The following is a 12,830-nucleotide window of genomic DNA, read 5'->3' as shown; positions in this document are numbered from 1 at the left end:
GCCGAGCCTATGATTGAAATGAAAGTCGCTGGAATAGCATTGGATGCAGCAACACGTAATCCAATTGTGTTGTTAAGAGATAGTACAGAGCGACGTGCGTTGCCTATTTATATAGGTCAAGATCAGGCCAAGGCAATTATTAGTGCCCTGGAAAACCATCTACCACCACGTCCATTGACTCATGACCTTACTGTCAATATTCTAGATTCACTCAATGGAGTTCTAGAAAAGGTGGTAATTCACTCATTGCAAGATAATACATTCTATGCAGTGCTAATTGTGAAGCAAGGAGAAACTAAAAAAGAAATTGATGCCCGGCCCAGTGATGCTATCTCTATTGCCTTGCGTACAAATAGCCCAATTTGGGTCATGGAAGAAGTAATAGCAGATGCCTCGATCCCCGTAGACCGAGATGCAGATGAAGCTGAAAGGCAAGCATTTCGGGATTTTGTGTCAAAACTTCGCCCTGAAGATTTGATCAAACGTGGTGGATCTAGTACTGGTGAACTGTCTTGATATTACTTTACAGAAGTTGAAATCCAAAAACTAAAATTCAAAAAAATATTTATTTCCCTAAGAAAGAATTTGAACAGCCTATTTGAGATTTTTAGTTTTAGCATGATGGTAGGTATTTTTATGGCAAGTTAATTACAGTTTTCATCCTTCTTAAAAGTTGGAGCCAAAAACTCCATGAAACGTTGCTAAAATTCTCTGTACTAGAGGAATGTCATAATAACATTAATGACATAAAAACATAGAGCTTAGGGCTCAGTTGTTTTCCCATGTCTAAGAGCCGGGGATGGCGTTAAAGATTTTAAAATATACAGGTGTATTACCGCAGGTTTGGCAAAACTAATTTCAATCTCTCAGTATTTTCCTTGGGTACTATGCGATATTTGGTATCTCAGGAAAATGCTATTCAAACAATACAACAAGCTGTGAAAATGGGAATTAATCATATAGAAACAGCTAGGGGTTATGGTCAAAGTGAAAAGTATCTGGGCACAGCCTTGGCCTCTGGGTTGCGGCGTGATCAACTTTATATAACAACGAAAATTACGCCGACACAAGATGTCAGTCTGATAGAAAGTTCCATAGATGAATCATTGAAAAATCTCAATATTGACTATTTAGACTTTCTAGCTATTCATGGCATTAATACCTGGAAACATTTAGAAACTACTCTTTATGGGATAAGAGCCCTTCATAAAGTAATTAGTGATGGGCGAGTCCGACATATTGGCTTTTCAACTCATGGGCCTTTAGAGGTAATTTTAGCAACCATTAATACAGATTTTTTTGAATTTATTAATTTACATTACTACTACTTTTTCCAACGTCATGCTCCTGCAGTCGAGTTAGCCCACCAGAAAGATATGGGCATTTTTATTATTTCTCCAGGAGATAAAGGTGGACAATTATATACACCACCTCCTAATCTTCAGAAGTTGTGTCAGCCTTTTCTGCCACTGGAATTAAATTATCGTTTTTTATTAAGTGATCCTAGAATTACAACTTTGAGCTTGGGTGCTGCTAGGCCACAAGAATTAGAATGGCCTTTGACTATGAGCGATCGCATAGAACCTCTAAGCTCTCAGGAAACAGAAATATTTCAGCGTTTAGAAAACCAAGCTTTAAAGCGCTTGGGAACGGAAAAATGTAGCCAATGTTATGCTTGTTTACCTTGTCCAGAAGATATTCAGATTCCAGAAATTCTAAGATTAAGGAATTTGGGGATAGCTTATGATATGATAGATTTTGCTAAATATCGATACGGAATGTTTGAAAATGCTGGTCATTGGTTTCCTGGTAAGAAAGGTAACCGATGTACTGAGTGTGGTGAGTGTTTACCTAGATGTCCGGAAAAATTGGATATACCAAATTTGTTGAAAGATACCCATGAAAGGTTTAAGGGTGTATCTGGTCGTCGATTGTGGGAATAAAGTTTTAGATCTTGTGTTAAAATATTAAGGCTACAGCATCCTATCAAAAATTAGGTTTACAAGGTGTAAATAGTAAATCTTTTGTAGTGCAGTTGTCTTACCGTTTCAATAATGTTTACCTCAGCTACTGTGATAATATCAGGTCTCTTCCTCATTGGTTGTACCGAATAAATTTTTCAGATCTTGTGTAAAGTTGTTAAAGATATAGCATCCTATCAAAAATTAGATTTACAAGGTGTAAATAGTAAAGTTTTTGTAGTAGAGATATCTTGTTATCACCCATAATATAACCTCAGCTACAACGGTAATATTAAGTCTCATCAATTAAGCATAATAAAAATGCTTTTCTCAATTTAATTGCTATTTATTCTCAATTCCCTAAATTTTTTCCACAGTGGGTATTAAAAAAACATAATCATAATACTAAGTGCTATATATGCTATATATAGGGGGTATTTTTTCACAGAATAAGATACTCTCTACTCTTTTTTCCATTAAGTAGTTAAAGAAATAAAACTGTAATATTTATCACTGATAATCGTGTCAGTATGAGTTTAGATAATATTAACAAGTAATTGTTACTGGTATAAAGTATGTGTTTCATTTCAGTAAAGTATACTAGTGAGTAGCAAGTTGTCTAAAAGACAGGAATAAGCAGCTACACAAAATTATTTACAACATTATTTACAAATAGCTATGTTTACACAATAAGAATTTCCTAGAATTTCAACTATGTGTAATTTATTTTGTTTACCTGCTTAATTAATGTTTATACCTGATATACTTGCTATTTGCTATAAATATTTCTGGAAACACTACATATATATTTCTTAAATTATCATTCCTTAATAGCCAAGATGAACAAGCTAATTTCTACAGAGAAAAAGTTTTACTATTTTGCTTATGGTTCTTGTATGTGTCCTGTAGATTTAAAACGAACTTTGGGTGAAAATACTCATCCCTATATTATTGGTCCTGGGAAACTTAAAGGGTACAGAATTGGATTTTATAATTATTTACAAAAGCGTAATTGTGGAGCATTAGATGTAGTCAAAGATCCAAATTCAACTGTGGAAGGAGTACTTTATAGTTTACCTTTGAGGTTACGCGATCGCCTTGATGAAAGAGAGACTGTTAAATTTGATTTTGTTAAACAAATTCACTGCGGTGGTTATCGACCAGAAACAGTTGAAGTTTATAGCCAAGGCAAATTATATAGTAAAGTAATTACTTATGTAGTTGTAGATAAATTATCCCAGGAATTAGCTCCTAATGATTGGTATTTTAACGTTGTACTTCGAGGTGCAATAACTTGTGGACTTTCTCAAGAATACTGTTGGAAATTATTTGAACATATGCACAACTTACAGCACCAGAAAAGACAAAAAAAAGTTTTAGCTGTAGACTATATTAAGCATTTATCAAATAAATAAAGTAGATAATTTTGTGTTTTTAGCGAATAGTTCATCTGGTAAAAGAGAATAGGAAGAAGAAAACTAAAGTACTATATCTAAGGTATTTTTATCCTGAAAATCTATTCATAAGTCATATTCCCTTTTCTACTGATGAAATAACATAGTAATTAAAGGGAAAAAATTTAATAATATCCAACTCCAAAACCAGTAATTATTTCCTTGAATAGAAAAATCTGTTTCTGCTAATAGGGCATCAATTCTTTCTGTCAAACGGTTAGGGGGAGTTGTACAACTAAATGCTGCATAAAAGTTAGTTGGTTGAGTCAGGCGATCGCTTACCATTAATAACAAAATCTCCGCCAACAACAACCCATCAACTTGTTTTTTTGCCCACTGGTCCGCACGAATTTCTCGCAGTGTCAAAAGTTCATCCCACAAAGCTTTAGTATTTGGTAGGAAAGGAACTATTTTCCCTAACCAACCTAACCAAAAAAACCAAAAAGTATCTCGATAATAATAATGAGCTTGTTCGTGATTCAAAACTGCATAAATTTGATCAGAACTTAACCTTTCTATAAGCCCTTTACTAACAACTAACTTAGAATTCCAAAAGCCTATTTGAGCACTAAATAAAATTGGATTATCAAGCAAAAATACAGATTTACCTTTAATATTTATTTGAGGATAATCATTAACCTTTTGTATAGACCGCCAACCTTGATAGCCTAAAACCAAACCCAAAATAGCTATCCATCCACAAAAGCTCCAGGCTATTATATAACTAATCCATCCAGTTGATAATCCCAGCATTTCCCCTTGAGGCCCCATACAAATGACTGCAATAGCTGTTGCAATAAGTAATAGGGGAGAAGAAACAAATAATAGTAAAGACCGCTGCCAACGGACTAACCAATGAGGGGAAATAAAAAAATCCACAGTTCTGAGGCTATAAGCTAAACCTAGAACTAAAAATATAATAATTAGGTGCATTATTTTTTCTCCTCCCTAGCTTTGCGTATAGCTTTTAGCTTCTCGGCTATCTCCTCTATTTGGTCTATACTGGCAGAGTCTAAACTATCCGCAAAAGCGGCTACCACATCAGGATTTCCTACTGCCAGAAATTGATTTAATTGTTGGTGGGCTTTCAAGATTTTGGCTTCAGTACGAGAAATCAAAGGTCGCCACACAAAGGCACGCTCACTTGCATCACAGACTAACCAACCTTTTTGAGTTAGGCGACGTAGTACAGTGGTTACTGAAGTATAAGCTAACTCTCGCTCAGGGTCAGCTAGAATAATTTCTTGTACCTCTTTGACTGTGGCACAACCTAAGTCCCAAACAATATTCAAAATTTCTGTTTCCAAAGGGCCAAGGGACATTTGTTGTGGACGGTGATTAGGTAGAGGACTCATAATTTTTAATTTTTCGATTTTAGTTTGGCCTAGTTGAAAATTCCCGATTATTTATAGTAAATTATTTAGGTATGACGATTTGTCTTGTTATTATATAATACATAGTACAAATACAGAATAATTTAAAAAAATAGGGGTTAAAGATGAGTAAGATTTCCTCATTGTCTAAGTCTATAGCAATACTAGCTTCCGTAGTAATGCTAGTTATCAGTAGTCTAGTATTCTCTAGTCCAGCAGAAGCAGCAAACTATAAAGTAACAATGGGTGCTGGTGGGCTACAATTTGCTCCGAAGAAAGTAACTGTTCAACCAGGTGATACAGTTACATTCAAGAATGGTATGCTTCAACCTCATAATGTAATTTTTAATCCTGCTAAATCACCAAATGCAGATCTGTCTAAAGCACTTTCCCACAAAGAATTGGCATATAAAACTGGAGAAAGCTTTGATATAAGTATCCCAGCAGATGCTACGGCTGGTGATTATGAGTTCTTCTGTACTCCTCACCGTGGTGCCGGAATGGTTGGTCATATGATTGTAAAATAATAGCAGAACTTAACTTGTACATTACTGAAAAATTGAGTTTAATACCTCGCCCTTTTAGGGCGATTTTTTTTAGTTATTTTTTTGAAGACAATACAAATACTATTATTTTGTTGATTAATTAGTCGTGGACGGGCAGTCCGAGACCAAAAATGGATGCTGAAGAAAAGGTAACCAACTCCTAAATATCCTCCCCCGGAAAGTGACGAGGGTGGGTTGGGATAGGTGTATTAGCTTATGGATCTCTGAGGTTTGTATCAGGAAAAGGTCAACTCTCCGTTTGGAAAAACCTATGATTATTATCTACATAAGTCTTTGAAGACGCTCCCTAAGACTCGCCACATCAATCTGATCCAGCTCCCCTGACACGGACTGTAAAACTGAACTTCATTGTTATATTTCAACAAGCATTTAAGTCTTGCCTTACAACTCAAACCAAAGTGTTCACACTTGAATAACCGATACTACCGAGTAGAAAACAATACCTCAAGCAGGGTAACAGTTTTTGGGTTTAACCTAAACCAACGGCTTATGTAAGTCAATGGCATTGGAATTCCTGAGATTTGAGAAGTCATGAAAAAGGAATATTTTTCCGTGACATACTCCAAACTTTGAGACAAGCTACAAAGCGGGCTTCTCAGCAACTCTAATATATAGACATAAACTGAGCTAACAAGGAATGCCCTACCTCTCAAATTGATGCGCGAATAGGCTCAAACCTTTATATGATTTAAGTTTGATTTGTGGCAGCAAGTATTTAATCAATACTTTGGCTCTATTTTTGATGTTAATTGCAGTATTTAAGTCTCTACTAATTGATAAGTTACAGTTAGGAAATTGGTGCTGTCTTTGAGCTAAAGTTTTTTTGACTTGATGCCCACAATTACTGCATTCAGTTAACATTCCATGAGGTTTAATTTCTACAACTAACTGACGAGCTTTTTCGGCTTTGTTAGTTTAAAATAGTCTTGAAATTTCCCCATCATGCATCATATATATATTTAGCTAATCTAGATTTAGACATATCTTTTATATTTAGCTTTTCTACTGCAATAATGTCATATTTATATAACAAATTATTAGCATTTTTTAAGTGAAAAATTTTTCTGGTATCAGCAACTTTTATATGTTTATTAGCTAACTTTTTAATGACCTTTTATCTAGGTTTATAACCTTTCTTGATTATAGACACTTTCCTTTGTGTTAACTTGATTTTTTTATTCGGCCTTTATCAGGTATTTAGGAGCTGCAAATGATTCATTGTTAGAAATAATAAAACAATCTATAATACCAACATCTATACCTACCATTGTACCTCGCTTAATATCTAGTTTAATTTCAGCTATAGACTTGTCTTCTAAGCTGAAAGCGACAAAATACCAATTATATTTCCTAATTAATGATGCTGTTTTGATAGTGAAACGGTCTGGAATAGGTCTATGTACAATTACTTTCAGATCAACAATTTTAGATAATTTGACTTTGTTATTAACAAAATGATGTTGTTTAAACTGAGGATAAGTAAATGTTTTGTACTGACATTTTCCTTTGAACCTAGGTTTGCCTAAGTGTTTACTATTAACGTCACTTTTTAGCCATCTATCAAATGCCCGATCAACTCTTTTTGGTGCTTCTTGTAATACTTAGCTATGAATCTGTTTGTACCAGGGTCTATCTAACTTTAATTGAGTTAATTACTTTTACTGACTAAATCTTTTTGGTTGGTCTTTAAGAGCGGGTAGATAAGATATAAAAGGAAAAGCATTAATTGGAAAGTTATTTTGTTCCCACCAAATAAACCAATAGCCAACATATAGTTATATTGATAACGCAACATATCTAGTATCTTGTCTATTTTTTCTGCTTGCTCTTTTGTTGGATGCAACTTGTATTAGTAGGGTATTCTCATTTATCTTTTATTTTTTGAACATATATATTATTATAATTTATATACATAATTGCAGCATATAAATATGAAATAATTATTGCATTGTCGAACAACTAAAGAAAGATTAGATAAGTTAAGATTATATGCTATAAAAAAATAGAAAACAATGACGCAGGTAATTAGCGACTTCATAGATAATTTGCCTGATGATATTAAAGATAAACGTTTAGAAGTAGACAAAATGATTCAGAAATAACCCATTCATCCTGACACCAAGTCAACTATGTTGCGGGACTTCTGCTAGACAAAGTTAATCACAAACCTCAATTTATTTGCATGACGGCCTACAGAGCTTATGTTTAGCTAGCAATGTTTTTGGCTGGTAATTTGGATGCAGTTCTGTTTTAAATCCAAGTAGGATAAATTAAGGTAATTACAGATTATCATAAATAAGCCAAGATTATAGCTAATAAGTGACATTTCCTTGAGCTCCAGCTCGGTTAGAATTTCTGCGACTTTAGGCCGATGAAGATTTTAAGAAATGAAAAAAAGCCTAGCTCTTAAACAGACAAAGAAGATAGAAATCTAATTATAGCAATCTTATCTGAAAAATGAAAGAAATAAATGGGCTGCTTTCAGGTAGTAGGCAGAGGGCACTTATGTAAAGGGCAAAAGTAACAAGAGTTAGAGTTATTTTTTGAAGAAGTCTAGTGATTTTACAGGGTTACTATATTAAATTTTTCTCTCTCTAAAAGTTAAGTATTTGAGGGTGAGGATAGTTATTTTGATTATTAATAAGTAGGCACACAAAATTAATGATAATTTTTGTCAGTTTGAAGTCTTTATATTGTATTTTTTACATCAAATTAAGTTAGGTAAACAATATTATTATGGTACTTAAGTATTTTTTAATTTTTAAGAAAAATGAAAAGCATGAAAAACTATTTAATAGTAATTCATCCAATTATTATGTTTGACAAAATGTCTTTTGACTTAATATTAAACTTCATTGAAAATAATAAAAACGGATTTAACAATAATCTGTGTTCGTACTGACAGAGAAGAACAAATGAAAAAATTACTATCAATTGTGGTCTTAACCATAATGTTTGTTGTTGTTGCGTTACAACCTTCAGCTTTTGCTGCTGATATAGCTAGTGGGAAGGGGGTATTCCAAGGTAACTGTGCAGCTTGCCATATCGGAGGTAAGAATAACATTAACCCTGCAAAGACTTTACAAAAGTCAGATTTAGAAAAATATGGTATGTTTGCAGCGGAGAAAATTATCTACCAGGTGACAAATGGTAAAAATGCAATGCCAGCATTTGGGCGTCGTCTCAAACCTCAACAAATTGAAAATGTTGCAGCTTATGTTATGGCTCAAGCTGAAGGCGGCTGGAAATAATTCATACTAAACTAGGAAAAGATAGGAGAGAAAAGTTTTCTAAATCACAAATGAAAGCTTTCTCATCTTGATAATATATTCCTTAATAGTAGGGGTGAAAATTAGAGCAAAAGGAAATACTAAATCTATAGCTCTATGTATTCGCCCCAATATTGGCATCTTAAGTAAATACATACGGTGACAAATGAGTGGCTTATATCGATTTTTATTCAGCATTATTATTGTTGTTACAGTCTTATTTTTGTCATTCTCTCCACCGATGAAAATTGCAACTGCTAACTTAAAGATTGGAAATGCTAAAAAGGTCTTTACTGAAGGAATTACTAATTCAGAAAACAAAAACTATGAGCAAGCAGTTGAAAATTTTACTAAAGCCATAGAATTGAAATTTAAGTTTGCTAGTGCTTATAGTAATAGATGTTTAGTTTATCTTCAATGGGGAAAATATGAGGAAGCGATCGCTGACTGTACCGAAGCCATAAAAATTAATCCAAAAAATATAGAAGCAAATCTCAACCTAGGTTTAGCTTATGACAAAATTGGTAATTACCAACAGGCTATTGCAGAATATAATCAGGTCCTTAATCATCAGCATAATGATTTTCGTGCTTTATATAATCGTGGGTTGGCTAATTTTGAACTAAAGAATTATCACGAAGCCATAGAAAACTATAACTTAATTCTAACAAATATTCAGCAGGATGCTAGCCTTAATCAAGGAGATATTTATAATGAAAGGGGTTTGGCATATTTAATGTCAAAAAATACCCACAAAGCTATGGCAGATTTTAATTATGCTATTTATATAGATGCTGATAATTCTAGAGCTTATTATAACAGAGGTTGTGTCTGTAGGAAGATGGGAAATATTGAAGGAGCAATGGCAGATTTTAGTAAAAGTCTACAAATTAATCCCTATGAAGCTCAAGCATATTTAAACCGAGGGTTATTGCTTGAAGAAGGTGGACTTTATGAAGCAGCAATTCAAGATTTGCAAGCCGCTGCAAAGTGTTTTTGTGATCAAGGCAATATGGCAGCTTATAACTACACTCAAGGGTTAATTGATGGGTTACAAAAATGGCTGTTATTATCTAATCAAACTGCTATTGGCTAAAAAAATCTACAGGAAAAGATAGGTTCATTACACTAAGAGAAACAATTACAGAGGAGTTAGAGCAAGTTAAGATAGCTCAAAGTAAGGATTTTTCGGTTTGACTCTAAGTTATTGGTTACTCTATTTGAAAACTACCATAAATAAAAAAAAAGTTGGGGAATAATATATTCCCCAGCCCAAAAGGAGATGAACTGATGCAAACAAAACAATTTTTTACAGATACAATAGATGATGATTTAACATTTCCAGGGTTTGAAACGCCCTGGAACTCTGCGGTTAGCCTATCGCAAATGGGAAATACACATTTGCTTCAAGGCTACTAACAGACTCCTACAGTCTTCAACATAGACATAAATCTAGCTGTGAGCTTACTTTTTTCCTTTTTTGAACTTTCCGGATAGTTTTACTGAGCAATATTGGAGCAATAAATCGCTGCTTTAGCTGCATGCTTACTTTTCACGGGGGGAATGCTACGGCAACAGCTGTTAAGGGCAAACATCCTCCTCATCCTTTGGAAGCTTTAGTTTCACCTTACTAGGGCTTATATAATAGACTAAGAGTTTTTGACTCCCATTCTAAATTAATCTGGGTTAAAAACTGGGTGTCGGTTATTTAACCAAGAGATAAATTTACCTGAATAACTTCCTCCGGTGGTTTTTTTTAGGTTGCCGCCTCCACAGCGATCGCTACCTAAATTGGTATCAAGATTTCAATTATTGAGATTTGGAGAAATCTTTTACAGTAAAATTTTTCCTACTGTTGCGTGTTGGGTGCTATATAAATTTTCCTACCTAAGCAGCCAATAAGACAGAACTTTCTTCACCTAAAAAAATGGGGCGTAGGGTTTCTACCCATTGTGTAATTCTATCTTCAGTTAGATCGCTTTGATTAATTTCATCAATTGGTAATCCCACGAATTTACCATTACGGACGGCAGAGCAGTGCTCAAAACTGTAACCTTCAATGGGAAACTCTCCCACTACAGTTGCACCAAGTTTCTCAAAGTGGTCGCACATAATTTGTAATGCACCAGCAAAGTGCTTTCCATGACTGACTTGATCTGCTGCACCAAATAAGGCAATAGTTTTTCCAGTAAAATCAGGTTTTTCGATATCCATGTCAAAAAGTGGTTCGCGCCAGTCATTCTGTACCTCTCCTGCTCCCCAGGTCGAACAACCTAATAATAGATAATCGTAATCAAGAAGTTGACTATATTCATCATAATCTTCTTCCATACTATAGATATCGCAAAGTTCTTCGCCAATTTTTTCGTGTAATGCTGTAGCGATTTCTTCGGTGACGCCGGATGTGCTACCGTAAAAGATACCAATTTTTGCCATTATCGACACTCCTGATTAGTTTTACATCTAAATGAAAGTTGATTGAATCTATTCGAGAAAGCAAATTGTACTAGCTCGACCAAGATGTTTTAGGATATCTTGGTAAATTAAACAAGTTAATTGCAGAATTGTCTAGTTTACTTAATGGTATCAATTCTTGATTGAGCTGATTTTCAGATGTGACAGTTAAAATCCATCTATGGATTAGTCTTACTGAGAGCTAAATAAGAAGTAATATCAATAAGTTTTCAATTGTATTCTCAAGCTAAATCAAATGATCAAGGTCTATAGAGGCAACTGCTTCAGATGACCTTGGCATAGATATAGTTTTTTCTATCAACTTTATCTACATCTTGAATATATCGGGTAAATTAATCGAAATCTGTATTGGTTGTAGTTGACAATTTTTTGAATTTAGTCTATAGTTATAGATGTTTTTGTTAGAAATTTAGTTCTGAGAAACATCTGAAATTGACTTTATTGGAAAGATGAGATTAGGATAGATTCCTATTTATAAGTTTGAAAAAAGCTTTGAATTACTAGATTTTTCTAAGTATTGAGATAATTTATGAAAATAACTAATATTAGAAATATTTATTAACTAGATACTGATGAAACTGAAAAATTATTTTTATGGTTTTGTTACTGCATTAGTAATAGCATTAGTAACTAACTACCTGCTAAGTGCTAATGCTCATACCCGACTATTTCAAAATTCTGTCTTTGAAAATTCTATTGCTCAGGTATCAAATAATCCAAAATTTGCTCTACCTATTGAATGTAAGCTTGACAAAGACTGCTTTATTCTGTTGTATAGCGATCGCGATCCTAGTCCGAAAGAACTAGATTTTGGTTGTGGCAGGCAAACTTACGATGGTCACAAAGGAACAGATTTTGCTATACCTGATGAAAAAATTATGGCACAAGGTGTAGCTGTGACAGCTGTGGCGCCTGGTAAAGTGCTACGAACCAGAGACGGAATACCAGATCGCCGAATAATAGATACAGCAGATCGGGATGCGGTTAAGAATATTGAATGTGGAAATGGAATAGTCATAGATCATGGTAATGGTTGGGAAGCTCAATACTGTCATCTCCGTAATGGTAGTGTTGTTGTGAAACCAGGAACGGTTGTCAAAGCAGGTACTCAACTGGGAATAGTAGGAACATCTGGTTTATCTTCTTTTCCTCATGTTCATTTAAGTGTTCGATATCAAGGAGAAATTGTAGATCCATTTGTTGGAGTGAATGTTAAGAGTGGTTGTAATGTTCCTCGTAATTCAATTTGGGAAGAACCGTTGAGTTATAAACCAACTGGAATTATTAGAAGTGGGTTTGCTACTGTTGCGCCAACTATGGATGATTTGTGGTCTGGCAAATTTTACGATACTGTTTTAGCAGGAAATAGTGCGGCATTAATATTTTGGGTACAAATTTATGGGGTTTTGCCTGGGGATAAAGAACATTATCAATTATTTGCTCCTAATGGTGAGGGGGTTATAGACAATAAAAAGGAAATGAAATCTGCTCACAAGACATGGATGGGGTATGTGGGTAAACGCAATAATTCTCAGTCCCTTCCTATAGGTAAATGGAGAGGTGAGTATAGTTTGACTAGAGGTGACCAAGTATTAGTAAATATTACAAAAGAGGTTCAATTAAATTGAAAAAAGGGCGTTGGTAAATGAAGGTATGATTAAGAAAGTATGCGATCGCTAAACCGCTACTTTTTTTTTTGAGTTAATGGTACGGGAACATCTCTGAATTTAAG

13 protein-coding genes are annotated in these 12,830 nt (G+C 34.2%); 8 read left to right on the top strand and 5 right to left on the bottom strand.

All coding sequences use genetic code 11. The annotated features are described in order from the left end of the window. Positions 1 to 9: 9 nt before the first annotated feature. From TERY_RS12275 to TERY_RS12265, 3 genes are all read left to right on the top strand, one after another. On the top strand, positions 10 to 516 hold the full coding sequence (locus TERY_RS12275) for a bifunctional nuclease domain-containing protein (protein WP_011612129.1): 507 nt from the start codon (positions 10 to 12) through the stop codon (positions 514 to 516). A gap of 311 nt (positions 517 to 827) precedes the next feature. Next, positions 828 to 1,943, top strand: coding sequence for an aldo/keto reductase (locus tag TERY_RS12270; RefSeq protein ID WP_011612128.1), 1,116 nt, complete (start codon positions 828 to 830; stop codon positions 1,941 to 1,943). A gap of 857 nt (positions 1,944 to 2,800) precedes the next feature. Next, entirely contained in the window at positions 2,801 to 3,376 is a 576-nt protein-coding gene (locus TERY_RS12265; RefSeq protein ID WP_011612127.1) for a gamma-glutamylcyclotransferase, read from the top strand. A gap of 126 nt (positions 3,377 to 3,502) precedes the next feature. On the opposite strand, the gene TERY_RS12260 is transcribed toward TERY_RS12265, so the two are convergent. Beyond that, complete coding sequence (locus TERY_RS12260; protein ID WP_011612126.1) at positions 3,503 to 4,348, bottom strand: M48 family metalloprotease; 846 nt, start codon at positions 4,346 to 4,348, stop codon at positions 3,503 to 3,505. Next, positions 4,348 to 4,770, bottom strand: coding sequence for a BlaI/MecI/CopY family transcriptional regulator (locus tag TERY_RS12255; RefSeq protein ID WP_011612125.1), 423 nt, complete (start codon positions 4,768 to 4,770; stop codon positions 4,348 to 4,350). Before TERY_RS12255 ends, TERY_RS12260 begins: the two co-directional genes overlap by 1 nt. 143 nt (positions 4,771 to 4,913) lie before the next feature. Between TERY_RS12255 and petE the strand changes: the two genes are divergently transcribed. After that, positions 4,914 to 5,315: a plastocyanin gene (gene petE, locus TERY_RS12250; RefSeq protein WP_011612124.1), complete on the top strand. Its 402-nt coding sequence runs from the start codon at positions 4,914 to 4,916 to the stop codon at positions 5,313 to 5,315. A 681-nt stretch (positions 5,316 to 5,996) separates the two neighbouring features. On the opposite strand, the gene TERY_RS36890 is transcribed toward petE, so the two are convergent. Then, entirely contained in the window at positions 5,997 to 6,215 is a 219-nt protein-coding gene (locus tag TERY_RS36890; RefSeq protein WP_370495360.1) for a zinc ribbon domain-containing protein, read from the bottom strand. Between the two features lie 787 nt (positions 6,216 to 7,002). After that, positions 7,003 to 7,197, bottom strand: coding sequence for a helix-turn-helix domain-containing protein (locus TERY_RS35030; protein WP_196797008.1), 195 nt, complete (start codon positions 7,195 to 7,197; stop codon positions 7,003 to 7,005). A gap of 1,072 nt (positions 7,198 to 8,269) precedes the next feature. Between TERY_RS35030 and petJ the strand changes: the two genes are divergently transcribed. From petJ to TERY_RS36885, 3 genes are all read left to right on the top strand, one after another. Next, positions 8,270 to 8,605 (top strand): cytochrome c6 PetJ, encoded by a 336-nt coding sequence (gene petJ / locus TERY_RS12245; protein WP_044136765.1) that lies wholly within the window; start codon positions 8,270 to 8,272, stop codon positions 8,603 to 8,605. Positions 8,606 to 8,846: 241 nt separating this feature from the next. Then, the gene (locus tag TERY_RS12240) at positions 8,847 to 9,719 is read left to right on the top strand and encodes a tetratricopeptide repeat protein (RefSeq protein ID WP_370495358.1); all 873 of its coding nucleotides are present in this window, start codon (positions 8,847 to 8,849) and stop codon (positions 9,717 to 9,719) included. Between the two features lie 194 nt (positions 9,720 to 9,913). Beyond that, positions 9,914 to 10,042, top strand: coding sequence for a hypothetical protein (locus TERY_RS36885; protein WP_370495356.1), 129 nt, complete (start codon positions 9,914 to 9,916; stop codon positions 10,040 to 10,042). A gap of 468 nt (positions 10,043 to 10,510) precedes the next feature. Here the strand turns inward: TERY_RS36885 and TERY_RS12235 are convergent, their stop codons facing one another. Continuing rightward, positions 10,511 to 11,059 (bottom strand): flavodoxin, encoded by a 549-nt coding sequence (locus TERY_RS12235; RefSeq protein WP_011612121.1) that lies wholly within the window; start codon positions 11,057 to 11,059, stop codon positions 10,511 to 10,513. A 611-nt stretch (positions 11,060 to 11,670) separates the two neighbouring features. On the opposite strand from TERY_RS12235, the gene TERY_RS12230 reads away from it, so the two are divergent. Beyond that, the gene (locus TERY_RS12230; protein ID WP_011612120.1) at positions 11,671 to 12,726 is read left to right on the top strand and encodes a peptidoglycan DD-metalloendopeptidase family protein; all 1,056 of its coding nucleotides are present in this window, start codon (positions 11,671 to 11,673) and stop codon (positions 12,724 to 12,726) included. Positions 12,727 to 12,830: the final 104 nt, after the last annotated feature.

Source organism: Trichodesmium erythraeum IMS101, from assembly GCF_000014265.1.
Taxonomy (GTDB): domain Bacteria; phylum Cyanobacteriota; class Cyanobacteriia; order Cyanobacteriales; family Microcoleaceae; genus Trichodesmium; species Trichodesmium erythraeum.
The sequence above is the reverse complement of the archived record's forward strand: the minus strand, read 5'-3'. Positions and strand labels throughout refer to the sequence as shown.

Excerpts from the sequence above, each read along its gene's own strand:
- TERY_RS12275 (WP_011612129.1), top strand. The coding sequence starts at position 10 with ATGATTGAAATGAAAGTCGCTGGAATAGCATTGGATGCAGCAACACGT.
- TERY_RS12265 (WP_011612127.1), top strand. The coding sequence starts at position 2,801 with ATGAACAAGCTAATTTCTACAGAGAAAAAGTTTTACTATTTTGCTTAT.
- TERY_RS12260 (WP_011612126.1), bottom strand. The coding sequence starts at position 4,348 with ATGCACCTAATTATTATATTTTTAGTTCTAGGTTTAGCTTATAGCCTC.
- TERY_RS12255 (WP_011612125.1), bottom strand. The coding sequence starts at position 4,770 with ATGAGTCCTCTACCTAATCACCGTCCACAACAAATGTCCCTTGGCCCT.
- petE (WP_011612124.1), top strand. The coding sequence starts at position 4,914 with ATGAGTAAGATTTCCTCATTGTCTAAGTCTATAGCAATACTAGCTTCC.
- TERY_RS36890 (WP_370495360.1), bottom strand. The coding sequence starts at position 6,215 with ATGTTAACTGAATGCAGTAATTGTGGGCATCAAGTCAAAAAAACTTTA.
- petJ (WP_044136765.1), top strand. The coding sequence starts at position 8,270 with ATGAAAAAATTACTATCAATTGTGGTCTTAACCATAATGTTTGTTGTT.
- TERY_RS36885 (WP_370495356.1), top strand. The coding sequence starts at position 9,914 with ATGCAAACAAAACAATTTTTTACAGATACAATAGATGATGATTTAACA.
- TERY_RS12235 (WP_011612121.1), bottom strand. The coding sequence starts at position 11,059 with ATGGCAAAAATTGGTATCTTTTACGGTAGCACATCCGGCGTCACCGAA.
- TERY_RS12230 (WP_011612120.1), top strand. The coding sequence starts at position 11,671 with ATGAAACTGAAAAATTATTTTTATGGTTTTGTTACTGCATTAGTAATA.